Annotated in this window: 22 protein-coding genes; 9 read left to right on the top strand and 13 right to left on the bottom strand. The window is 72.8% G+C overall.

Annotated elements, in window-relative coordinates:
* Nucleotides 1-2: 2 nt before the first annotated feature.
* Together OG299_RS22715 and OG299_RS22710 are read right to left on the bottom strand one after the other, a co-directional pair.
* The gene (locus OG299_RS22715; protein ID WP_327362431.1) at nt 3-797 is read right to left on the bottom strand and encodes a VOC family protein; all 795 of its coding nucleotides are present in this window, start codon (nt 795-797) and stop codon (nt 3-5) included.
* 134 nt (nt 798-931) lie between these two features.
* Nucleotides 932-1,831 carry a hypothetical protein gene (locus OG299_RS22710; protein WP_266628286.1) on the bottom strand — a complete coding sequence of 300 codons (900 nt, stop codon included), beginning with the start codon at nt 1,829-1,831 and terminating at the stop codon, nt 932-934.
* Between the two features lie 137 nt (nt 1,832-1,968).
* Here OG299_RS22710 and OG299_RS22705 point away from each other — a divergent pair, with 137 nt between their 5' ends.
* Entirely contained in the window at nt 1,969-2,601 is a 633-nt protein-coding gene (locus OG299_RS22705) for a flavin reductase family protein (protein ID WP_327364577.1), read from the top strand.
* Nucleotides 2,602-2,669: 68 nt separating this feature from the next.
* Here the strand turns inward: OG299_RS22705 and OG299_RS22700 are convergent, their stop codons facing one another.
* From OG299_RS22700 to OG299_RS22690, 3 genes are read right to left on the bottom strand one after another with little or no spacing between them, the layout of a single operon-like run.
* Nucleotides 2,670-3,737 carry a Zn-dependent alcohol dehydrogenase gene (locus OG299_RS22700; protein ID WP_266628284.1) on the bottom strand — a complete coding sequence of 356 codons (1,068 nt, stop codon included), beginning with the start codon at nt 3,735-3,737 and terminating at the stop codon, nt 2,670-2,672.
* Nucleotides 3,734-4,954 carry an acyl-CoA dehydrogenase family protein gene (locus tag OG299_RS22695; RefSeq protein ID WP_327362430.1) on the bottom strand — a complete coding sequence of 407 codons (1,221 nt, stop codon included), beginning with the start codon at nt 4,952-4,954 and terminating at the stop codon, nt 3,734-3,736. The genes OG299_RS22700 and OG299_RS22695 overlap by 4 nt, the downstream gene beginning before the upstream one ends.
* Before the next feature lie 15 nt (nt 4,955-4,969).
* Nucleotides 4,970-5,890, bottom strand: coding sequence for an SDR family NAD(P)-dependent oxidoreductase (locus OG299_RS22690; protein ID WP_327362429.1), 921 nt, complete (start codon nt 5,888-5,890; stop codon nt 4,970-4,972).
* Nucleotides 5,891-5,999: 109 nt separating this feature from the next.
* On the opposite strand from OG299_RS22690, the gene OG299_RS22685 reads away from it, so the two are divergent.
* The 3 genes from OG299_RS22685 to OG299_RS22675 are packed head-to-tail and all read left to right on the top strand — an operon-like array spanning nt 6,000 to nt 8,461.
* Nucleotides 6,000-6,926 carry a cyclase family protein gene (locus OG299_RS22685; RefSeq protein ID WP_266628279.1) on the top strand — a complete coding sequence of 309 codons (927 nt, stop codon included), beginning with the start codon at nt 6,000-6,002 and terminating at the stop codon, nt 6,924-6,926.
* Between the two features lie 39 nt (nt 6,927-6,965).
* A complete protein-coding gene (locus OG299_RS22680) occupies nt 6,966-7,910 on the top strand; it encodes a class I SAM-dependent methyltransferase (protein WP_266628277.1) in 945 nt (314 codons plus the stop codon).
* Nucleotides 7,907-8,461: a hypothetical protein gene (locus tag OG299_RS22675; protein ID WP_266628275.1), complete on the top strand. Its 555-nt coding sequence runs from the start codon at nt 7,907-7,909 to the stop codon at nt 8,459-8,461. Before OG299_RS22680 ends, OG299_RS22675 begins: the two co-directional genes overlap by 4 nt.
* Here OG299_RS22675 and OG299_RS22670 read toward each other — a convergent pair.
* Entirely contained in the window at nt 8,452-9,036 is a 585-nt protein-coding gene (locus tag OG299_RS22670; protein WP_327362428.1) for a hypothetical protein, read from the bottom strand. The two genes, OG299_RS22675 and OG299_RS22670, sit on opposite strands and share 10 nt — an antisense overlap.
* A 148-nt stretch (nt 9,037-9,184) precedes the next feature.
* On the opposite strand from OG299_RS22670, the gene OG299_RS22665 reads away from it, so the two are divergent.
* Both OG299_RS22665 and OG299_RS22660 read left to right on the top strand, forming a co-directional pair.
* Nucleotides 9,185-10,402, top strand: coding sequence for a sensor histidine kinase (locus tag OG299_RS22665; protein ID WP_327362427.1), 1,218 nt, complete (start codon nt 9,185-9,187; stop codon nt 10,400-10,402).
* Nucleotides 10,399-11,064: a response regulator gene (locus OG299_RS22660; RefSeq protein WP_327362426.1), complete on the top strand. Its 666-nt coding sequence runs from the start codon at nt 10,399-10,401 to the stop codon at nt 11,062-11,064. Before OG299_RS22665 ends, OG299_RS22660 begins: the two co-directional genes overlap by 4 nt.
* 168 nt (nt 11,065-11,232) lie before the next feature.
* On the opposite strand, the gene OG299_RS22655 is transcribed toward OG299_RS22660, so the two are convergent.
* From OG299_RS22655 to OG299_RS22640, 4 genes are all read right to left on the bottom strand, one after another.
* The gene (locus OG299_RS22655) at nt 11,233-11,703 is read right to left on the bottom strand and encodes an ATP-binding protein (protein WP_266628267.1); all 471 of its coding nucleotides are present in this window, start codon (nt 11,701-11,703) and stop codon (nt 11,233-11,235) included.
* Between the two features lie 323 nt (nt 11,704-12,026).
* A complete protein-coding gene (locus OG299_RS22650; protein ID WP_266628265.1) occupies nt 12,027-12,968 on the bottom strand; it encodes an acyl-CoA dehydrogenase family protein in 942 nt (313 codons plus the stop codon).
* Between the two features lie 5 nt (nt 12,969-12,973).
* Nucleotides 12,974-14,137, bottom strand: coding sequence for an acyl-CoA dehydrogenase family protein (locus OG299_RS22645; RefSeq protein ID WP_327362425.1), 1,164 nt, complete (start codon nt 14,135-14,137; stop codon nt 12,974-12,976).
* Complete coding sequence (locus tag OG299_RS22640) at nt 14,137-15,333, bottom strand: amidohydrolase family protein (RefSeq protein ID WP_327362424.1); 1,197 nt, start codon at nt 15,331-15,333, stop codon at nt 14,137-14,139. The genes OG299_RS22645 and OG299_RS22640 overlap by 1 nt, the downstream gene beginning before the upstream one ends.
* Nucleotides 15,334-15,517: 184 nt before the next feature.
* Between OG299_RS22640 and OG299_RS22635 the strand changes: the two genes are divergently transcribed.
* Entirely contained in the window at nt 15,518-17,074 is a 1,557-nt protein-coding gene (locus tag OG299_RS22635) for a class I adenylate-forming enzyme family protein (protein WP_266628259.1), read from the top strand.
* A gap of 93 nt (nt 17,075-17,167) precedes the next feature.
* Here OG299_RS22635 and OG299_RS22630 read toward each other — a convergent pair whose 3' ends face one another.
* The gene (locus tag OG299_RS22630; RefSeq protein ID WP_266628257.1) at nt 17,168-17,686 is read right to left on the bottom strand and encodes an EF-hand domain-containing protein; all 519 of its coding nucleotides are present in this window, start codon (nt 17,684-17,686) and stop codon (nt 17,168-17,170) included.
* A 302-nt stretch (nt 17,687-17,988) separates the two neighbouring features.
* On the opposite strand from OG299_RS22630, the gene OG299_RS22625 reads away from it, so the two are divergent.
* Nucleotides 17,989-18,567, top strand: a complete 579-nt coding sequence (locus tag OG299_RS22625) for a sigma-70 family RNA polymerase sigma factor (RefSeq protein ID WP_266628255.1) — start codon at nt 17,989-17,991, stop codon at nt 18,565-18,567.
* A complete protein-coding gene (locus tag OG299_RS22620) occupies nt 18,564-19,820 on the top strand; it encodes a maleylpyruvate isomerase N-terminal domain-containing protein (protein ID WP_327362423.1) in 1,257 nt (418 codons plus the stop codon). Before OG299_RS22625 ends, OG299_RS22620 begins: the two co-directional genes overlap by 4 nt.
* Before the next feature lie 45 nt (nt 19,821-19,865).
* Here the strand turns inward: OG299_RS22620 and purU are convergent, their stop codons facing one another.
* Both purU and OG299_RS22610 read right to left on the bottom strand, forming a co-directional pair.
* Nucleotides 19,866-20,741: a formyltetrahydrofolate deformylase gene (gene purU / locus OG299_RS22615; protein ID WP_266628252.1), complete on the bottom strand. Its 876-nt coding sequence runs from the start codon at nt 20,739-20,741 to the stop codon at nt 19,866-19,868.
* A gap of 14 nt (nt 20,742-20,755) precedes the next feature.
* Entirely contained in the window at nt 20,756-21,202 is a 447-nt protein-coding gene (locus tag OG299_RS22610; RefSeq protein ID WP_266633454.1) for an SCO4402 family protein, read from the bottom strand.
* Between the last annotated feature and the right edge of the window lie 154 nt (nt 21,203-21,356).

Genomic DNA, 21,356 nt, shown 5'->3' with positions numbered 1-21,356 from the left:
GCTCACATCCCGGGGTTGGGCTTCAGCAGGGCGAACACCGCGCCGTACGGGTCCGCCACCCACGCGATCCGGCCGACGTCGGGCACGTCCGCCGCGGGCATGAGCACCGACCCGCCCTTCCCGCTCGCCGCGGAGACGGTGGCGTCGACGTCCGCGACGTTGAAGTACGGAACCCAGCGCGGCTTCTCGACGCCGCCGCCGCCCGCACCGTCACCCATGGGCGCGATCCCGCCGAACGAGGTCTGCTGCTGGTCGCCGTCCTTGAGGCTCAGCACGCGGTAGGTCATCCCGGGGGTCTCCATGTCCTGGCTGCGCCAGCCGAAGACGCCGTTGTAGAAGGAGACGGCCGCGGCCGGGTCGGGTACGTGCAGCTCCGCCCAGACCAGGGTGTTCTCGGCGGAGGCCAGCCCGAACCCGGCGGTCTTCCCGGGCTGCCAGAGGGCGAACTCGGCGCCCTGCGGGTCGGTGGCCTGCGCGAGCCAGCCCTCGCCCATGACGTCCATGGGTTCCATGCGGATCTTCCCGCCGCCGGACTGGACGGCCTCGACGGTGGCCTGGACGTCCGGGCTCATGAAGTGCACCATCCAGGCGGTCTTCGCCCCGTCCTCGGTGAGCGGCCCGAGCGCGGCGACGGTCTTGCCGTCCACCTGGAAGAACCCGTACCCGCCGGCCTCGGGCCCGGCGGAGGTGAACTGCCAGCCGAAGACCGCTCCGTAGAAGGCGGCGGCGCCGTCGGTGTCGGGGCTGCCGAGGTCGAGCCAGACGGGCGATCCGATACGGAAGTCGGTGCCGAGCATGCGGGTCCTCCTGGAAGGCGGGTGGATCGGGCCGGGGGCCACGATGCCGACCTCCCGCGGGGCTGTCCGCCGTACGGCTCCCGGCGGGGCAGTGGATTCACCCGTACGGGCGAACGCCCCGGCCCGCCCCGCGGCTACACGCGGTGCACGGTGACGGCGTGCCGGGGGTGGAGGTCCTGCGTATCGCCCAGTACGGAGAACAGCTCGGGCCGTTCGGCCGTGCCGGCCACCTCCCAGTCGCGCATCGGGCCGCAGCCCTCGATCGAGAGCGTGACGCGGTCCCGCGGGCCGCGGTGGAAGAGGCCACCGGACTCGTGTTCCGGCTCGAACTTCCACGTCCCGGTCCCCGAGCACGTGTCCCACAGCTCCTTCGGCGCGACCAGCGGCATGTTCCCGGCCACCGCCTCGCCGTTCTCGCCCAGCCGCAGGTGGTACGCGCCCCCGCCGCCGATCCAGTCCCCGGCGTACTGCTCCCGCGACAGCCGGGGCGGCTCGTACGCGCCGAGCCCGGTCCGTTCCTGGAGGAACGCGCCGAACGCGCAGACGAGCAGGGCGATCCCGGTGGCGGCGCCGACCCGGGCCGCCATCCCGCTCCAGCCCAGCGACCGGTGGTGCGCGTACGAGGCCGCAACGACCGGGAGCGCCCCGGGGCCCGCGATCCAGAGCGCCGTCCAGCCGTACGGCAGGTCCCAGGCGGAGGCGGCCCACCCCGTGTAGGCCGCGGCGACGGCCGCGGCCCAGAGCGGCGCCCACCACGGGCTTCCCAGCGCTCGCGTCAGCGCCATCACCGGCAGGGTGAACAGCACCCGGTGCAGGTACCCGGCCAGGAGCACCACGAGGAACATCACGGGAATCGCGGCGAAGACGCCGGGGTCGGTGCCGAGGCCGTGGTCGTCGCGCATGCCGGAGGTGGCGAGGAAGACCCCTCCCGCCACGATGGACTGCCCGACGAAGGCCAGCTCCGACCCGGTCGACAGACGTGACCGGCTCCCGGCCTGCGCGGCCGGTCCCGTGTGCACCTCCGGCATCCCCATGCCCCACCCCCACAGCAATTGAACATGTTCAATCAATCGCGACGATACACCCTCCCCATTTCCGAGTCACCCGCCCGCGCCCCTTCCCATCTGACGGGCCGTCAGCTTCAATCGTGAACGTGATGGGACACGCAGGGATGGCGGCCACCGTCGTCCGATACCTCAGGTCAGTCGGCTCCCCCACCTCCGCCCCGTCGGAGCAGGAGCCGGCCCCCGGCCACGTCGATGCGCTGCCGCGCCCCGAGCTGCGGGCCGTCGGCGACGACGAGCGCGCGCCCGTCAGCCCCGCCGAGTTCCGGGCCGTGCTCGGGAACTTCGCCAGCGGTGTCACCGTCATCACCGCCCCGCCCGCCGACGGCGAGGAGGGTCCGGCCGGGTTCGCCTGCCAGTCCTTCGCGTCGCTGTCCCTGGACCCGCCCCTGGTCACGTTCATGGTGGCCCGTACGTCGACCACCTGGCCGCGGATCGCCCGCGCCGGGGTGTTCTGCGTCAACATCCTGGGCGCCGAGCAGGGCGGGCTGTGCCGGGCGTTCGCCGTCAGCGGCGCCGACAAGTTCGCCGGGATCGCCCACACCCCCGCCCCGGTGACCGGGTCACCGCAGCTCGAGGCCGTGCCCGCCTGGATCGACTGCCGGATCCACGCCGTTCACACCGGCGGGGACCACCTGATCGTGGTCGGCCGGGTCGAGGCCATGGGCGCCGCCGGGGAGGACGGCCCGCTCCTCTTCCACAAGGGCCGCTTCGGCCGCCTGGCCGATCCCGCCGACTGAATCCGCCGTCACACGGCAGAGGCCGGGTACCCGCCCACGGCGGGTACCCGGCCTCTGCCGTGACCGGCTCAGAACGTCAGGACTCCCCGTGCCACCCGCCCGTGCTGCGCGTCGTCCACGGCCTTCGCGAAGTCCTCGATCGGGTAGGTCTCGGTGACGAGTTCGTCGAGCAGCAGCTTCCCCTGCCGGTAGAGCTCGGCGTACAGGGCGATGTCCCGCTGCGGGCGGGAGGAGCCGTACCGGCAGCCCATGATGGTCTTGTCCAGGTACATGGACGAGACCTGGAACGAGGCCTCCTCCTTGAAGCCCGGCACCCCGAGCAGGACCGCCTGTCCGTGCCGGTCCAGGAGGTCGACGGCCTGGCGGATCAGCTTGACGTTGCCCACGCACTCGAAGGCGTGGTCGGCGCCCGTCGGGAGGATCTCGCGGACCGCCGCCGAGGAGTCCGCCACGGCCGAGGCGTCGATGAAGTGCGTGGCCCCGAACTGCCGGGCCACCGCCTCCTTCGCCGGGTTCGCGTCCACCGCCACGACGGTGGACGCGCCCGCGATCCGGGCCCCTTGCAGCACGTTGAGCCCGATGCCGCCCGTGCCGATGACGACCACCGATTCGCCGTGGTCCACCCGGGCCCGGTTCAGTACGGCCCCCACGCCGGTCAGGACACCGCAGCCGATGAGCGCCGCCGAGGTCAGCGGGATGTCGGCCGGTATCTTCACCGCCTGGACGGCCTTGACGATCGTCCGCTCGGCGAAGGCCGAATTGGACGCGAACTGGAACAGCGGCTTCCCGCCCCGCGAGAACGGCTGCCCCGGCATCCCGATCGCCTTGCGGCACATGGTCGGCCGTCCCCGGTCGCAGTCCGCGCAGGCCCCGCAGTTCGCCAGGGTCGACAGGGAGACGTGATCGCCCGGCGCCACGTGCGTCACTCCGGACCCGACGGCCTCCACCACTCCCGCGCCCTCGTGCCCGAGCACCACCGGCGGCGGAAACGGGATCGTCCCGTCGATCACCGACAGGTCGCTGTGGCACAGCCCGGCCGCCGCGATCGCGACCAGCACCTCCCCCGGACCCGGGTCGCGGATCTCGAGGTCCTCGACCACCTGGGCCTGCTTGCCGTCGAACACGACGCCTCTCAACTGGGCTCCTTAGGCAGGCCGAGCACGCGCTCGGCGATGATGTTCCGCTGGATCTCGTCCGAGCCGCCGTAGATGGTGTCGGCACGGGTGAACAGGAACAGGCGCTGCTCCTCGTCGAGTCCGCGTTCGTACGGGAGGCCGGGCGCCCACGGCGCCGGCCCGGCGGAGGCCGCGGCTCCGCGGACCGCCACCGCCAGCTCGCCGAGCCGCCGGTGCCAGCCGCCCCACAGCAGCTTGGCCACGCTCGGCGCGCCCGCATCCGCGGTGGTGCCCAGCGTCCGCAGGGCGTTCCAGCGCATCGTGCGCAGCTCGGCCCACTGCCGTACGAGGCGCTCGCGCAGTACGGGATCCCCATCGGCCGCGCCCGGGGCCGCGCCCGCGGCCACGTGGGCCGCGAGCACGCGCTCCAGCTCCGCCGCGAACCCGATCTGCTGGACGAGCGTCGAGACCCCGCGCTCAAGGGCGAGCAGTCCCATGGCCACGGTCCAGCCGTTGCCCTCGCCGCCGACGACCTCCGCCGCCACCGCCCCGTCGAAGAACACCTCGTTGAACTCCGAGGTCCCTGACATCTGGCGGATCGGCCGGACGTCGACCCGCCCCGGCTGGTCCATCCGTACGAGCAGGAAGGACAGCCCGTGGTGGCGCCGGGAGCCGGTCTCGGTGCGGGCCAGCACGAAGCACCAGTCCGCGTCCCGGGCCAGCGAGGTCCAGATCTTCTGCCCGGTGACGCGGAGGGGGCCGCCGGTTCCGGGGCGGGGTTCCCGTACCGCCGTCGTCCGGATCCCCGCGAGGTCGGATCCGGCGCCCGGCTCGCTGTACCCCTGGCACCACAGCTCCTCGCCGCGTGCGATGCCGGGCAGGAAGCGGCCTTGCTGCTCCGGGGACCCGTACGCGATCAGGGTCGGCGCGAGGAGGTTCTCGCCGATGTGGCCGACCCGGCCGGGGGCGCGCAGCGCCGCGTACTCCTCGGCCCAGACGACCTGGCCGGTCAGGGAGAGCCGCCGGTTGCCGTACCCCTCGGCCTCCCAGCCCTGGCCGATCCAGCCGCCGCGGCCCAGCTCGCGCTCCCACGCGCGCCGGGCGCCGACCCCCTCGTGCTCGCTGCCGGGCCCGCCGAGGCCGCGTGCGTCCGCGTACGGGCCCACGAGGTGCTCGGTGAGCCAGGCCCGGGCGCGGGTGCGCAGTTCCTCGTCCTCGGCCCCGAAGCTGAAGTCCATGTCGTCGGGGCTCCCCTACGCGTTGGGGCGGTCCTTGGCGGCCGCCGCCTTGGCCATGGCCTCCAGCTGCGCGAGCATCGGCATCGGGTCGGTGCCCACCGTCCCGGGCAGGAAGTCGGCGATCTTCTCGGGGGTCCAGGAGCCCTCGGCGTAGCCGGCACGCAGCTCGCGCGGCTGCGCCCAGACGGCGATCTTCGGGCCGGCGATCGTGTAGACCTGCCCGGTGATCCTCTCGCCGCCGACGGCGACGGCCTTGTCGGAGAGCAGGTAGGTGACGAGCGCCGCGACGTCCTCGGGCTCGCCGATCTCCTTGAGCTCCATGGGGACGTTGGCCGACATGCGGGTGCGGGCGACGGGTGCGACGGCGTTGGCGGTGACCCCGTACTTGGCCAGCCCGAGCGCGGCGGAGCGGACGAGGGAGATGATCCCGCCCTTGGCGGCGCTGTAGTTGGCCTGGGCGACGGAGCCCTGGTGGTTGCCGCTGGTGAAGCCGATGAGGGTGCCGGAGCCCTGGCGGCGCATGACGGCGGAGGCGGCGCGGAAGACGGTGAAGGTGCCCTTGAGGTGGGTGGCGACGACCGGGTCCCACTCCTCCTCGGACATGTTGAACAGCATCCGCTCGCGCAGGATGCCGGCGACGCACACGACGCCGTCGATGCGGCCGTACCGGGCGAGGGCCGTGTCGACGATGCGCTGGCCGCCCGCCATGGTGGAGATGTCGTCGGCGACGGCGACGGCCTCTCCGCCGGCGGCCTGGATCTCCTTCACCACGCCGTCGGCGATCTCGCTCGTCGGCTCGCCGCCCTCGATGCCGACTCCGTAGTCGTTGACGACGACCTTGGCGCCCTCGGCGGCCGCGGCGAGTGCCACGGCCCGCCCGATGCCCCGGCCCGCGCCGGTGACGGCCACGACCTTGCCTGCCAAGAAGTTCCCCACGCCCGACCCCTTCCCGCGTTTTCTGACGGACCGTTAGATTCTATGGGCAGTCAGACACGAGAGCACAAGCCCCAGTTCGTCTCGCATCCACAGGGAGCTGATGAGATCCATGGGCATGCCCCCCGAGTTCCACGACATCGCCAAGCGCGTCAACAACTGGGGCCGCTGGGGCGCCGACGACGAGATCGGCACCCTGAACCTGATCACCGACGAGGTGGTCCGGTCGGCCGCGGCCGAGGTCCGCTCGGGCCGCCGGATCCCGCTCGCGCTCCCGCTCAAGGAGGACGGGGTCCAGGCCGGCCTGATCCCCGGCCGGATCAACCCGCTGCACACGATGGTGCAGATCAACCAGGAGCTGTTCGGGCCGGGCACGGTGGCGTGCAGCGACGACGCCGTGACCATGGGGCTCCAGGCCGGCACCCACTGGGACGCGCTCACGCACGTCTCGCACTCCGGGAAGATCTACAACGGCCGCCCGGCCGGCACCGTGACGGCGCACGGGCGGGCCGAGTTCAGCGGCATCGACAAGGCCGGGCACATCGTCTCGCGGGGCGTCCTGCTGGACGTGGCCCGCGCGAAGGGCTTGGACCGGCTGCCCGGGGGCCACGCGGTGACCCCCGAGGACCTGGCGGAGGCCGAGGAGTTCGGCGGGCTCACGGTCCGGGCGGGCGACATCGTCCTGGTCCGCACCGGCCAGATCCAGGTCTACCTGGCGGGCGACAAGCACGGCTACGGTTTCCCGTCGCCCGGGCTGTCCGTCCGTACGCCGCAGTGGTTCCACGCACGGGACGTGGCTGCCGTCGCCAATGACACCCTGACCTTCGAGATCTTCCCGCCGGAGATCGACGACCTGTGGCTGCCGGTCCATGCGCTGGACCTGGTCGAGATGGGCATGCACCAGGGCCAGAACTGGAACCTCGAAAAGTTGTCCACAGCCTGTGCAGAAGAAAACCGTTACAGCTTCCTCCTCGCGGCCATGCCGGAGCCCTTCGTCGGAGGCGTCGGCACCCCGGTCGCCCCGGTGGCCGTCCTCTGAGCCCGGCCCGCCCGACGGGTGCGGTTAAGGTGTGCGACCGTGCCCCACCTCGAGATATCCGACCTGATCACCGTCACGGACCCGGCGAACGGAGCGCGTCTGCCGGTCCGCCGGGCCGAGGTGGTCCGCCGGCTGCGCGAGGCGGGCGATCCGCGCGCGGCCCGCATCGTCGCCGCGCTGCCGGCCGACCGCGACGGCGTGCTCGACCCGCACGCCGTGGACCGCCTGATGATCGGCGTGCACACCGAGCTGCAGCGGCTCAGCGAGGAGCTGCGCATCGGCGAGCGCCTCGTCCACGTACTGCGCCCGCTCTTCGCCGCCCTGCGCGCGACCGCCGGGCAGGGCGGGCCCGCGGAGCCGCTGCGCCTGGTCGACATCGGATCCGGCCTCGGCTACCTCGTCCGCTGGCTGGCGGCCACCCGCGCCCTCGGTCCGGGCGTCGAACTCGTCGGCGTCGACCTCGACGCGGCGCTGGTCGGCGAGGCCGACCGGCTGGCCCGAGCGGAACGGCTCGACTGCCGATTCGTCCACGGCAACGCCTTCGACCTGCCGGAAGCCGCCACCGTCTACGTCTCCACCGGCGTCCTGCACCACTTCCGCGGCCCCGCCCTCGCGGAGTTCTTCCGCGCCCAGGCCGCCTCGCCGGCCCTCGCCTTCTGCCATTTCGACATCGCCGCCACCCGGCTGGCCCCCCTCGGCGCCCGCGTCTTCCACCGGGCCCGGATGCGCCACCCCCTCGGCCGCCACGACGGAGTCGCCTCCGCCCTGCGCGCCCACACCGACGAGACGCTGCTGAGCGCCGCGGCCGCCCCGGGCATCCGGCCCCTGCTGTACGAGCCCCGCGGCCTGGCGAACCCCTTCTGCACCACCCTGCGCCCCGTCCTCGGCGTCCGCCCCCACCTGGAGGCGCCGCTGCGCCAGGCCATGGGCCGCGCCTCCCGGCGTCTGGTGGGTCCCGAGCAACTCGCCGGGACGCCGCGGTGAACCCGGCCGTCCCGGCGCTGGCGCTGGGCGCACTCGGCCTGGTCGACGCGGCCTTCAGCGGCTTCCGGGCCTACGCCGGGCGCGATGCCCGGATCCGCAAGCACCGCGCCGTCACCCGGGCGGCGCTGCGGGGCCTGGCCGTCGGCGCCGCCGCGCTGCTCGCGCCCGCGCTCACCGCCGGCTGCGTGCTGCTGGCCGCCGACGACCGGGCCCGCGCGTACGCCGTCCTGGCCGACGGCGCGATCGGCTACCTCGCGCCGCTCGCGCTCTACGCCGCCGCGGTCCTGCTCTCGCTCGCGGCCTACTTCGTCCTGCCGTTCCGGGCGAGCACGCTCGCCGTGGTGGTCGGCCTGGGCCCGCTGACCCTCCTGCGGCCGGTCGTCGTGGGCATCGCCTGCCTCGGCGCGTTCGCGGGCGGCGGGCCCGCCTCCCTGCTGGTCGGCGCGGTCGCGGGGCTCGCCGTCCTGTACGTCGAACCCTTCGTGCACCGCCGCTGGTACGCCGAGGCACTCACGGCCGACCGGAGCCTGCGGCCGCCCCGTCAGCGGTAGCGGGCTGCGGCCGCCGCGAAGGCGGGGGCCTCGGCGGGGGTCAGGGCGGCCACGGCGACCCAGGAGAGGTCGGCGAACTCGATGTTCATACGGCCCTTCTGGAGCAGGCCCGTCGCGTTCGCGCGGACGACGGTGATCGCCGATCGCGGGACCTCCCAGTACTGCCTCATCTCGGGCGTCGACTGCCACAGCGGCGAGACGTCCGTCAGGGCGAACCAGCGCCGGTCCGTCACCACGAGGACGTCCGTCGCCGAGCCGTGCGCGTTGGCGCGACCGATCAGGAACCGGCCGGCCGCGCTCTGCCAGCCGCCCTCCATGCCCGTGCCGTCCGCCGGGCCGGGGATCCGGTCGGCCGGATCCCGGCGTGGATCGTGCGCACGGGCCTTGAAGAGCTGCTGGAGGGAGCGCGGGAGCTTCTCCTCGATCCGCCGGCCGAGCGCCGCCGGCTCCGGCGGCGCGAGCAGGTCCTCCGGAGGGCTCGGCACGCCCGGACCCGGTTCGCAGGCACATACGGCGATCAACTGCTCGTCGGGCTGCAGGAATTCCTCGGCCTGGCGACGCCTGTCCTGATTCAACGCGCTTGCTCCTACTGCTGAGTAACATCGGTGCGTCCCCAATTGTCCTCGAAGCGGAATGCCTCGTTACCACCGGGCCCCACACCCTCCTGCGGGATGCATCCCGCAGGCCGATGCCGGTGCCGCGCACGGTCGTTAGGGTCGCGGCATGAACACCTCATCAGGGCAGACGGACAGGGGCCGGCCCGCCGTCCGGTGGCAGACCGCGGCCCTCTGGGCAGGCGCCGGGCTGGGCACCCTCGCGCTGTCGAACCTCGCGTTCCGCGTACCCCTCGGCGTCGGGGACCGGATCTTCGCAGTGGGGCCGCTCCTCGCGGTCATCGGCGTGGCGACCGGCGCCCTCCTGGTGCGGCGGGCACCGCTCAGCACCCTCGCCCTGATGCTCCTCGGCACCTACCTCATGCTCTTCCTCGGCCGCGCGCCCGCGCTCACCCTCGCCATGGTGCTGCCCGCCGCGGTGGCGCTCGGCATGGTCGCGGCCACCCGGTCGCGCCGGGTGACCCTGTCGGCCGTGGGCATCACCGTCCTGCTGCTGCTCACCGCCCAGTTCGCCCTGCCCGTGACCGGCCCCGCGCGCATCCTCACCCAGAGCCAGCTGCCGATCGTCGTCCTCGCCTGGCTGATGGGGGACTCCGTACGGCGCGCCCGCGAGGCCGCCGCGCAGGCGCAGGCCCGGGCCACCGAGCAGGCCCTCACGGACGAGCGGCTGCGCATCGCCCGCGAGTTGCACGACATGGTCGCCCACAGCATCGGCGTGATCGCCATCCAGGCCGGGGTCGGCAGCCGGGTCATCGAGACGCAGCCCACGCAGGCCCGCGAGGCCCTCCGGGCCATCGAGGCCACCAGCCGCGAGACCCTCGCCGCCCTGCGCCGCACGCTGGTCGCCCTGCGCCGCAGCGATCCGGCGTCGGTGGCGCCCACACCGGGCCTGGACGGCATCGAGCGGCTGGCCGCAACCACCGCGAGCGATACGGGCGTACGCGTGGACGTGGTGTGGGCCGGGGAGCGGCGGCCGCTGCCGGCCGACATCGAGCTGGCCGCGTTCCGCATCGTGCAGGAGGCGCTGACCAACGTGGTCCGGCACGCGCACGCCGACGGCTGCCGGGTGGGCATCGCGTACGGGCACCGGGAACTGGCCCTGGAGATCACCGACGACGGGCGGGGCATCATGCAAGACGGCGCGGCGGGCGCCGGATTCGGCATCACGGGCATGCGGGAGCGCACCGCCCTGCTGAACGGCCGGTTCGAGGCCGGGCCGCGGGCCGAGGGGGGCTTCCGGGTGGCTGCGGTCCTGCCCGTGGAGCAGCCGGAACAGCCGGAACGGCCGGAACAGCCCGTGGTACGGGATCGGGAGGAGAAGCGATGAGCAGCGGCAGCGGCAGCGTCCGCGTACTGCTCGCCGACGACCAGCCCCTGGTGCGCTCGGGACTGCGCGTCCTGATGGCCGACACCCCTGACCTCGAGGTCGTGGGCGAGGCCGCGAACGGCGCCGAGGCGGTCCGGCTGACCGCCGAGCTCGCCCCCGACGTCGTGGTGATGGACATCCGGATGCCGGAGATGGACGGCATCGAGGCCACCCGCCGGCTCACGGCCGGCCCCGGCGCCGCCCGCGTGCTGATCCTGACCACCTTCGACGAGGACGACCACGTGTACGGGGCACTGCGCGCCGGAGCGAGCGGTTTCGCCGTGAAGGACATGGCGCTGGACGACATCCTCACGGCGGTGCGCGTGGTCGCGGCCGGCGACGCCCTCATCGCGCCGGGCGTGACGCGCCGCCTGATAGCCGACTTCGTCGCGGGCCCGGCGCCCACCCCGGAGCGCGCCCCGGCGATCACGAGCCGGGAGCAGGAGGTGCTGACCCTGGTGGGGCGGGGCCGGTCGAACAGCGAGATCGCACAGGACCTCTTCATCACGGTGGCGACGACGAAATCGCACGTGGCGCGGCTGCTGACGAAGCTCGACGCCCGGGACCGGGTGCAACTGGTGATCAAGGCGTACGAGATGGAGCTGGTCACGCCGCCCCGGTGAAGGCGGCGCGGTCCAGCGGGTGGCGGCGCGCGGTCGTGCACGCCCCGAGCGCGGCACGGCAGCCGCCACCCCACGACCCGCACTCGTCAAGGTCTGCCCTTGGCGTCCCCTCGCGACGAATCGCTCAGTACAAGGGTGATCAACAGTTGACGAACCGTCAACACCTCGTTAGAGGTACACGCGCGGTTCCCGCGTCGACCCACACACTCTGTTCGAGCCTTCACCCCGCTCGGACGCACAGTCCGCGGGCTTGTCGGCGCGGTCGATCTCGCACCAGATCCGCTTGCCCGCGCCCTCGCGCTGCCAGCCCCAGCGGTCGGCCAGCCCGTCCACCAGCTCGAGCCCGCGCCCGCCCGTGTCGTCCCCGGCGGCCTGCCGCCGGGCCGGGCCGCGGGAGCTGGCGTCGGCGACCTCGACCCGCACCCCGGGCTCGCCGAACAGCATCCGCAGGACGGCCGGGCAGCCGGTGTGCACGACGGCGTTGGTGACCAGCTCGGAGATCAGCAGGATCAGCGTCTCGGCGAGCGGTTCGTCGTCCCCTATGCCCGACCCGGCCAGCCGGGACCGCGCCCAGCGGCGGGCCCGGCCGACCTCGGCGGGATCCGGTCCTACCTCCAGCTGAACCTGAAGCACCTGCACCGCTCACACCATCCGAACCGGCGGACACTTCGCCTCGCGACAGGATGGGATCACCGAGTGTGATCCCCTTGTGGAGCAGCATGGTTGACATACAGTCACGACAACAAGCGCTTCGGGCATATTCCAGCGCGAAGGAGTAGGCGTGGTGCATACTGCGCGACGCTCGCGCCGCTCAGCCGCTCGCATTCCCGGGAGCGTACCGGAGCAGGCCCCCGACTCCGGGCCGCAATGAGGCGGGCCAAGGACACAAACCGATATCAACTCTCTGTAATCGGACATGCGTCCCGGTCCGTCCCGACCGTGCCCCGTTCCGTGACAGCGAGCTACTGTGCAGCCGTCGGCAACTCCGCTGCGAGGAGCTCCCCGGCGAGCAGTTCCTCCGCCTCCCCCGCCGTCCGCCACTGCTCGGCCCGCACCCACGCCCGCTTGAGGTGCAGATGGACATCGGCCTCCCAAGTGAAGCCCATCCCGCCGTGCACCTGCAGGCAGTCCCGGGCATTGCGTACGGCGGCCTCGTCGGCCAGCAGCTTGGCCCCGGCCACCTCCGCCGGGTCCACCGTCACCGCCGCCGCATAGACCGCCGTACGGGCCACCTCGGCCCGCACCAGCATCTGCGCGCACAGGTGCTTGACCGCCTGGAACGCCCCGATCGGCTGCCCGAACTGCTCGCGCTCCTGCGCGTAGCGCACCGCCAGCTCCACCGTGCGCAGCGCACTGCCCGCCTGGAGGGCGGCCGTCAGCAGCGCGCCCTCGTCGCGGTACGCCGCGGCCGCGCTCCCCGGTCCCGCCACCCGGTGCAGCGGGGTGAGGGGGTCCGCCGAGCGCACCGGCTCGCCCGAAGGGAGCGACGGGGTACCGAGCACCGCGTCCGCGTCCCCGAGGTGGGCCACCAGCCGCCCGCCAAGGCCACCCGGGCCGCCCGGACCGCCCAGGTCGAACGCGGTGACCACCGCGGTCCCCGCCGCCGCCCCCGGGACCGTCCCGGCCGCCAGGTGCGTGGCGACCAGCGGCCCCGGCAGCAGCGCCCGCCCGGCCTCCTCGAAGACGAGGACCGCCTCCGGCAGCCCGAGCCCGACCCCGCCGTCCGCCTCCTGGAGCCGCAGCGCGAAGAACCCGGCCTCGCCGAGCTCCCGCCACAGCCCCCGGTCCAGGGCTCCGCCCGCGTCCACCGAGGCCCGCAGCGCCTCGCGCCCGTACCGGCCCGCGAGCAGGTCCCGTACGCCGGCCCGCAGGTCCTGCTGCTCCTCGGTCAACCGGAAGTCCACGGCCCTCACCGGCCCTTCGGGAGGCCGAGGATCCGCTCGGCGACGATGTTGCGCTGGATCTGCGAGGTGCCCGCCGCGATGGTGTACGACAGGGACGAGAGCCGGTCGAGCACCCATTCCCCGTCCAGCGCGAGGGAGTCCGCTCCCAGGACCTGCGCCGCCGTGTCGTACAGCTCCTGCCGCGCGTGCGAGTAGGCGAGCTTGAAGACGGAGCCGCCGATGCCGGGGACCCCGCCGGTCCCCTCGGACTCGCTGACGTTCCACTGGGTGAGCCGCCACAGGGCGCCGAACTCCCCGTACAGCCGCCCGAGCCGGCGCCGCAGCACCGGATCGTCCCACCGGCCGTTCGCCTTCGCCGTGCGCGCGAGCTCGCCCAGGGTGCGGCGGCAGGCGACGACCTCGCCGACGAAGGCGGTCCCCCGCTCGAAGGAGAGGGTGACCATGGTGACGCGCCAGCCGTCGTTCTGCGCCCCGACCCGGTTCGCGACGGGCACCCGGACCTCGTCGAGGAACATCTCCGCGAACTCCGTGGACCCCGCGAGGGTGCGCAGCGGCCGGACCGTCACCCCGGGGGCGTCCATGGGCATGGCCAGCCAGGAGATCCCGCGGTGCTTCGGGGAGGCCTCGCTGATGGGGGCGGTCCGTACGAGCAGTTCGCACCAGTCGGCGACCTCCGCGTGCGAGGTCCAGATCTTCGAGCCGGTGATCACGTAGTCGTCGCCGTCGCGCACGGCGCGCGTGCGCAGCGAGGCCAGGTCGGAGCCCGCGTCGGGCTCGCTGAACCCCTGGCACCACACCTCGTCCCCGCGCAGTACGGGCGGCAGCCAGCGCGCCCGCTGCGCCGCGGTGCCTTCGGCGGCGATGGTCGGGCCGGCGTGCAGCAGTCCGACGAAGTTGGCGCCGACGTACGGGGCCCCGGCCCGCTCCGTCTCCTCCAGGAAGATCAGGTGCTGGGTCGGGGTGGCCCCGCGCCCGCCCGCGTCGACCGGCCAGTGCAGCCCGGCGTACCCGGCGTCGTACAGCCGGCGCTGCCAGCCGGCGTCGTACGCGCGGCGGCCGGGCCAGTCGTCGGGGGACGGCCTGGCGGGCAGCTCGGGCAGCACCTTGGCGAGCCATGCGCGCAGGCAGGCGCGGAACTCCTGCTCCTCGTCGGTGTACGTCAGGTCCATCAGCGGTTCTCGTCCAGGGACAGGCCCAGCATGCGGATGGCGTTGCCGCGCATCAGCTTGTAGACCGTCTCGTCGTCCAGCCCCTTCACGTGGTCGAGGGCGACCTCCTTGGTGTGCGGGAAGGTCGAGTCCACGTGCGGGTAGTCGGTCTCGAAGGTGGCGTTGTCGCGGCCGACGACGTCGAGCGAGGCGATGCCGTGCTTGTCGCGGAAGAAGCAGCAGAACATCTGCCGGTAGTAGTACGTGGACGGCGGCTCGGGGATCAGGTCGCGGACCCCGCCCCAGGCACGGTGCTCCTGCCACACGTCGTCGGCGCGCTCGAGGGCGTACGGGATCCAGCCCATCTGGCCCTCGCTGTACGCCAGTTTCAGCGTCGGGAACCTCACCAGGACCCCGCTGAACAGGAAGTCCATCATCGAGGCCATGGCGTTGTTGAAGCTGAGCGAGGCCTGGACGGCGGGCGGCGCGTCGGGGGAGGCGGCCGGCATCTGGGAGCTGGACCCGATGTGCATGTTGACGACGGTGCCGGTCTCCTGGCAGACGGCGAAGAAGGGGTCCCAGTAGCCGGAGTGGATGGAGGGGAGCCCGAGGTAGGTGGGGATCTCGGAGAAGGTCACGGCGCGCACCCCGCGGGCTGCGTTGCGGCGGATCTCGGCGACGGCCAGGTCGATGTCCCAGAGCGGGATGATGCACAGCGGGATCAGCCGGCCGCCGCTGTCGCCGCACCACTCCTCGACCATCCAGTCGTTGTACGCGCGCACGCAGGCGAGGGCGACCTCCTTGTCCCGGGCCTCCGCGAAGGTCTGCCCGCAAAAGCGCGGGAACGTCGGGAAGCACAGCGACGCCTCGACGTGGTTGAGGTCCATGTCGGCGAGGCGTGCCTTGGGGTCCCAGCAGCCGCGCCGCATCTCCTCCCTCGTGATCCCCTCGAGGGTCATGTCGTCGCGGTCGAAGCCGACGGCGGCGATGTTGCGCTTGTACGGGAACTTCAGGTCCTCGTAGATCCACCAGTCGGTCGGCGGGCCGTCGGGGTCCATGGAGATCACGTACTTGCCGCCCGTGTACTCGAGCTCGCCGATGCCCGCGGTGAGCGCCTTGGGCCCGCGGTCGCGGTACTTGGCCGGCAGCCAGACGTCGAAGAGGTGCGCGGGTTCGATGACGTGGTCGTCGACGCTGATGATCCGAGGCAGTTCCATGGTTTCCCCTCGCCGCTGGCCGATGGATCCGGATCGGAATCCGAGCCCGAATCCCGGTCCGCACCCCAAGCCAAATCTGATGGATCGTCAGAAACAAGCTAGCTCCGCCACCCCTGGACCGACAAGCGCCGGAGCCCTACGCTCTCCGCTGGATCTGACTCACCGTCAGCTACGGGAGGCTGGGATGGCGGACAGCAGGGACATCGCGATACGGCTCGGCCGGTCCCCCACCCTCTGGGAGCTGGTCGTACGGCGGGCCGAGCTCAGCCCCGGCGCCACGGTGCTGATCGAGGCGGCCGACGACCCCGCCGACGACCGGACGCTCACCTTCGCCGAGCTCCGCGACCGCTCCGAGCAGGTCGCGGCGGGCCTGTACGGGAGGGGTGTACGGCCCGGCACGGTCGTCGCCTGGCAGCTGCCCACCCGGATCGAGACGGTCCTGCTCTCCCTCGCCCTGGCCCGGATCGGCGCCGTCCAGACCCCGGTGATCCCCTTCTACCGGGACCGCGAGGTGGGCTTCGCGCTGCGCGAGTCCAAGGCCGAGTTCTTCGCCGTACCGGGCGTCTGGCGGGGCTTCGACCACACGGCGATGGCCGAGCGGCTCGGCGCGCGCGGCGCCTTCGAGGCGTACGAAGCCCTGCCGACGGGCGATCCGGCCGTACTGCCCCCGCCGCCCGGCAACGGGACGGACGTCCGGTGGATCTACTGGACCTCCGGCACCACCTCGGACCCCAAGGGCGTCCTGCACACCGACCGCTCACTGATCGCGGGCGGCTCCTGCCTGGCCCACGCCCTGCACCTGAGCCCGGCCGACGTCGGCTCGATGGCCTTCCCGTACGCGCACATAGGCGGCCCGGACTACCTGGTGATGCTGCTCCTGTACGGCTTCCCCGCCGTCCTCTTCGAGAAGTTCGCGATGCCGGACGCGCTGGCCGGCTACCGGCGCCACGGGGTCACGGTGGCCGGCGGCTCCACGGCCTTCTACTCGATGTTCCTCACGGAGCAACGCAAGGACCCGCAGGTGCGGCTCATCCCCACCCTGCGCCTGCTCGCGGGCGGCGGCGCCCCGAAGCCGCCGGAGATCTACCACGCGGTCGTCCGCGAACTGGGCTGCCGGCTGACGCACGGCTACGGCATGACCGAGGTCCCGATGATCACCATGGGCGCCCCCGACGACACCCCGGAGCACCTCGCCACGACGGAGGGCCGCCCCCCGGCGGGCATGTCGATCCGCATCACGACCCCGGACGGGGAGGTACTGCCCCCGGAGACGGACGGCGAGGTCCGGCTGCGCGGCGAGGCGGTCTGCCGGGGCTACCTCAACCGGGACACCGCGGCGGACGCCTTCGACGCCGACGGCTACCTGATCACCGGCGACCTCGGCCACCTGACCCGGGACGGCTACCTCGTCCTCACCGGCCGCAGCAAGGACGTGATCATCCGCAAGGGCGAGAACATCTCCGCGAAGGAGATCGAGGACCTCCTGCACCTGCTCCCGGGCGTCGGCGACGTGGCCGTGATCGGCCTCCCGGACCCGGAGCGCGGCGAGCGCGTCTGCGCGGTGGTGGAACAGCAGGCGGGCGCGGCCCCCCTGACCCTGCCGCGGTTGACGGCCCACCTCCGCGCCCAGGGCCTGTCCCCCCACAAACTCCCCGAACAACTGGAACTGGTCGACGCCCTCCCCCGCAACGACGCCCTCCGCAAGGTCCTGAAGTACAAACTCCGCGAACGCTTCGCCTAGCGGGCGTCTTGCCGGTCAGGCCCCGGGGGGCATGCCTTCGGACCGCCGTGCGGCGCACCGGCCGCACGGTGATCCGGGTTCCGGACGTGCGGGCTACGCGTCCGGCGCCTCGACGCCGCAGTAGCCTGCGAAGGCCGACAGGATCTCCTCCTCCGCGATGCGGCCGTCGCCGTCGCCGTCCAGGGCCTGCGAGACCTGGCCGGCCAGTTCGGCCGGGGTGCCCAGGACGCGCAGGACGCGGGCCGCCGCTGCCGGGGTCGGGCCGCGGCCGTCCTCGTCCGCCACCGCGATCACCGCGTGCAGGAACGGCCGCGCGATCTCCGCGAACCGCTGCGGGTTGTCCCGCAGCCGCTTCGCCGCCCCGGTGATGAACTCCTCGCGGGTCACCCGCTGGTCCCCGTCGACGTCGGCGATCCCGGCCATGCCCTGCCAGAACGCCTCCGCACCTGCGAAGAGGGCCTGGCCCTTGTCCGACCGCGCGGTGGTCGCGAATTCGGCCAGCACCGCCTTCGCGGCCGCGCTGAAATCCTCCCGGTCGATATATCCGTTCCCGTCCTGGTCGAAGGTGGCGAATCGGGCGGCGATCTTGCGCTCGTATTCTGCGCTGTCCATATTCGGCGTTCCGCCTTCACATGTGCGGTGGGGTGCAGTTCAAGACAAGGCAGGAGCGTAAGGCCTACGTGGCCTGCCCGTTAAGCGAAGTCGTCAAGCAGGTGGCCGCATCGAACCCGCGCACGGGGAGCGCGGTGGGGCGCGTACACCTGTACCCATGTGTCGTGGGCCGCCCCACCGTTCACACCCCGCGACCCGCCTATCACCCAGGGCACACTTCCAGGGTCCGGTTCCCCCAAAACGGGCGCGAACCCGCCTGTGCCCATTACATTCGATGCGTCGACACACGGCTGGGGGCAGTTATGCCGAAGGACGTACCACCGCGCTGGGACCGCCGCATGCAGCAGCGCCTCGCCCGCGGCGAGGCCGCCGCGCTCGGAGAGCTGTACGACCGCTTCGCCTCGCTCGTGCACAGCCTGGCGCACCGGGTCCTCGGCGACGAGAAGGCCGCGGACCGGATCACCCGCGAAGTGTTCGGCTACATCTGGGAGAACCCCGACGCGTACGACCCCAAGCAGGGCTCGATGCGGTCCTGGGTCGCCCGGATCACCCAGGGCCAGGCCGTGGCCCGGCTGCGCCAGGCCGAACTGGGCCGCGGCTCGCGCGAGGAGCTCGAGCAGAAGGTGCGCAGCGCCAGCGCCGCCGCCCGCGCGGACTACATCGTCACGTCCATGCCCGCACCGCTGCGGGCCGCGCTGGAACTCGCGTACTTCAAACGCCGCGACTACCGGCAGGCCGCCGCCGACCTGCAGATCAGCGAGGACGAGGCCCGGCGCCGGCTGCGCCTCGGGCTGCAGCTGCTGTCGACCGCCAACGCCCTCCCGCAGGAGGACGCCGCATCGCCCGGATACGGCCCGCCCGGATATGGAACGCCCCGATGACCGGCCCCGCCGACCCGCCCGCCGACGGATACGACGAGCAGCGCCGCGCCGGTCCGCCGCGCATACCGGGCCCGCGCGGGGCCGCCGACGACCTCGACCCGCGGTACGCACCGGAGCCGCTGCCGCAGCCGCAGCCGGCGGCTGCGCCACAGCCGCCGCGGTCGCATGCCGTACTGAAGTCCCTGCTCGGCGCGTGGGCGCTCGCGGCGTGCTCCGCCGAGGAGACCCAGGCGGTGGAGGACCACCTCACCGAGTGCGCTCCCTGCGCGGAGGAGGCGCTGCGGCTGCGTGACGCCGTGGGCCTGCTGCACCCGGAGGAGAGCCTCGACCTCAAGCCGCTGCTGCGCTCGCGGGTGCTGGAGGACTGCCTCGGCAAGCGGCCGGCCCGGATCCCGGTGCCGGTGTGGGCGAACCCGTACGACACGGAGACGGCGCGGCTCGACGCGCTGCTGCGGGACTTCGGCGATGCGGAGTGGCAGACCCCGGTACGGCTGAAGTGGTTCGAGGAGGAGCGGCGCCAGTACCGCCGGACGACGGTGGCCGGGGTGATCGGGCACCTGCTCACGGTGGACGGGATGGTCGCGACGGCGCTGGGCCTCGACGATCCGCTGGGCCCGCAGGCGCCGTCGGGCGCGATGGGCCGTACGGAGCACTACTGGAAATCCGCCGCGCAGCCCCTCACCCGGCAGATCCGCGAGCCGTGGCGGGAGCAGGGCCACACGCTGGTGCGGACGGTGTCGTTCGCGGGGCGGGGCGTGGGGCACCTGTCGGTGGACTACGGGGCCTTCGCGCTGCCGCTCGGGGACGCGTTCCTGGAGCGGGCCTTCGAGTGCTGGGTGCATGCGTGGGACATCGCGGAGGCGGTGGACTACCCGTACGACCCGCCGTCGGGGCCGCACCTGAACCGGATGATCGACCTGGCGGCGCGGCTGCTGCCGAGTGCGCTGGCCCACCGGCGCCGGGCGGGCCTGGCGGCCCCGGCCCGCGGCCTGGTCGCGGCGGGCGCCCCGGGCCGGACCCTGCACCTGGAGATCGAGGGCGCGGGCGGCGGCAGCTGGGACATCGCGCTGGACTCCCCGGCGGCGAAGCCGTCGCCGGAGCACACGGTGGCGCAGATCGCACTGGACGGGGCCGAGTTCTGCCAGCTGGCCGCGGGCCACATCTCCCCGGAGGAAGCCGCGGTGGGCCAGCACGGCGACCGCGAAGCCATCCGCGACGTCCTGTTCGCGGCAGCTTCCCTGAGCCGCCTCTAGGCCGTCTCCACAGCCCCGTCGGCGCGCCGACGGGGCTGGATTCGGTTACGCGAAGACGACCGTGCGGGTGCCGTTCAGGAGTACGCGGTGTTCGCTGTGCCACTTCACGGCCCGCGCCAGCGCCTGGCATTCCACGTCCCGCCCGATCGCCACCAGCTGGTCCGGCGTCACCTCGTGGCCCACCCGCTCGACCTCCTGCTCGATGATCGGTCCCTCGTCCAGGTCGGCCGTCACGTAGTGCGCGGTGGCGCCGATCAGCTTCACACCGCGCGCATGCGCCTGGTGGTACGGCTTCGCGCCCTTGAAGCTCGGCAGGAAGGAGTGGTGGATGTTGATGATCCGCCCGCTCAACTCCTTGCACAGGGTGTCCGACAGCACCTGCATGTACCGCGCCAGCACCACGAGCTCCACGTTCTCGGCCCGCACCAGCTCCAGCAGCTGCGTCTCCGCTGCCGCCTTCGTGTCCTTCGTCACCGGGATGTGGTGGAAGGGGACGTCGTACGAGCGGACCAGATCGGCGAAGTCGGTGTGGTTCGAGACCACCGCCGCGATCTCGATCGGCAGCGCGCCGATGCTCGTACGGAACAGCAGGTCGTTCAGGCAGTGCCCGAACTTCGACACCATCAGCACGATCCGCATGCGGTCGTCGGAGCGGTGGAGCTCCCAGTCCATCCGGAACGAGTCCCCGATGGCGGCGAAGCTGGCCCGCAGCTTGTCCAGCGTCACCGGAGCGTCGGCCGAGAAGTGGACCCGCATGAAGAAGAGGCCGGTGTCGTGGTCGCCGAACTGACGGCTGTCCTCGATGTTGCATCCGGTCATGAACAGATAACTGGACACGGCGTGCACGATGCCCTGCTTGTCCGGGCAGGACAGGGTCAGTACGTACTGCTGGGGGGCCTGGGGCTGCGGGTCGTCGCTCATGACCCCACAGCCTTTCACACCGCGCGGGTGAGGATCCTCAGCAGTTCCAGCGACTGCGGCGCGGCGTCCGGTTCGTCCCCGTCCGCGGTCGCGAGCCGTACGTGCGCCTCGCGCGCGGCGCGTACCGCCTCGGGCCAGGCGTGGTGCTCGAGGAAGGCGGAGACGGGGGCGTCGGGCCCGACCTGGTGCAGGATCCGCAGCACCCGCAGCACCGCGAGGTCCACGAGCGCGGCCTCCTGGGAGTCGCGGAAGATCGTGCCGACGTACTTCTCGGCGGACCAGCTGTCGAGCCAGGTGTCCTCGACGAGCCGGTACACGGCGTCGGTGACGTCCCCGTACCCCTCGACACCGGCGAGCCAGGTCCCCTCGTGGAAGACCGGGTCGGAAAGCATGTGAAGCGCCGAGCGCACGTTGCTGCGCCAGCGCCACCACGGCATGTCGTTCAGGGGCATGCCGCCCATGGTGGAGGAGCGGCCGCCGCGGCGGGAAGAGTTCTTCGAACCTTGGGCGAATGTCACGCTTTCGATCGTACGTTCACGGCCGGCGCGATCTTGAGGCGCCTGTGTGCAACCGACCCCCCTGCAATTCACCTTCGCGTCACTCTTTGTTGTGTCC

The sequence above is a fragment of the Streptomyces sp. NBC_01296 genome, assembly GCF_035984415.1.
Taxonomy (GTDB): Bacteria; Actinomycetota; Actinomycetes; order Streptomycetales; family Streptomycetaceae; genus Streptomyces.
The sequence above is the reverse complement of the archived record's forward strand: the minus strand, read 5'-3'. Positions and strand labels throughout refer to the sequence as shown.

Excerpts from the sequence above, each read along its gene's own strand:
- OG299_RS22715 (WP_327362431.1), bottom strand. The coding sequence starts at position 797 with ATGCTCGGCACCGACTTCCGTATCGGATCGCCCGTCTGGCTCGACCTC.
- OG299_RS22710 (WP_266628286.1), bottom strand. The coding sequence starts at position 1,831 with ATGGGGATGCCGGAGGTGCACACGGGACCGGCCGCGCAGGCCGGGAGC.
- OG299_RS22705 (WP_327364577.1), top strand. The coding sequence starts at position 1,969 with ATGGCGGCCACCGTCGTCCGATACCTCAGGTCAGTCGGCTCCCCCACC.
- OG299_RS22695 (WP_327362430.1), bottom strand. The coding sequence starts at position 4,954 with ATGGACTTCAGCTTCGGGGCCGAGGACGAGGAACTGCGCACCCGCGCC.
- OG299_RS22685 (WP_266628279.1), top strand. The coding sequence starts at position 6,000 with ATGGGCATGCCCCCCGAGTTCCACGACATCGCCAAGCGCGTCAACAAC.
- OG299_RS22665 (WP_327362427.1), top strand. The coding sequence starts at position 9,185 with ATGAACACCTCATCAGGGCAGACGGACAGGGGCCGGCCCGCCGTCCGG.
- OG299_RS22660 (WP_327362426.1), top strand. The coding sequence starts at position 10,399 with ATGAGCAGCGGCAGCGGCAGCGTCCGCGTACTGCTCGCCGACGACCAG.
- OG299_RS22645 (WP_327362425.1), bottom strand. The coding sequence starts at position 14,137 with ATGGACCTGACGTACACCGACGAGGAGCAGGAGTTCCGCGCCTGCCTG.
- OG299_RS22640 (WP_327362424.1), bottom strand. The coding sequence starts at position 15,333 with ATGGAACTGCCTCGGATCATCAGCGTCGACGACCACGTCATCGAACCC.
- OG299_RS22635 (WP_266628259.1), top strand. The coding sequence starts at position 15,518 with ATGGCGGACAGCAGGGACATCGCGATACGGCTCGGCCGGTCCCCCACC.
- OG299_RS22630 (WP_266628257.1), bottom strand. The coding sequence starts at position 17,686 with ATGGACAGCGCAGAATACGAGCGCAAGATCGCCGCCCGATTCGCCACC.
- OG299_RS22625 (WP_266628255.1), top strand. The coding sequence starts at position 17,989 with ATGCCGAAGGACGTACCACCGCGCTGGGACCGCCGCATGCAGCAGCGC.
- OG299_RS22620 (WP_327362423.1), top strand. The coding sequence starts at position 18,564 with ATGACCGGCCCCGCCGACCCGCCCGCCGACGGATACGACGAGCAGCGC.
- purU (WP_266628252.1), bottom strand. The coding sequence starts at position 20,741 with ATGAGCGACGACCCGCAGCCCCAGGCCCCCCAGCAGTACGTACTGACC.
- OG299_RS22610 (WP_266633454.1), bottom strand. The coding sequence starts at position 21,202 with ATGGGCGGCATGCCCCTGAACGACATGCCGTGGTGGCGCTGGCGCAGC.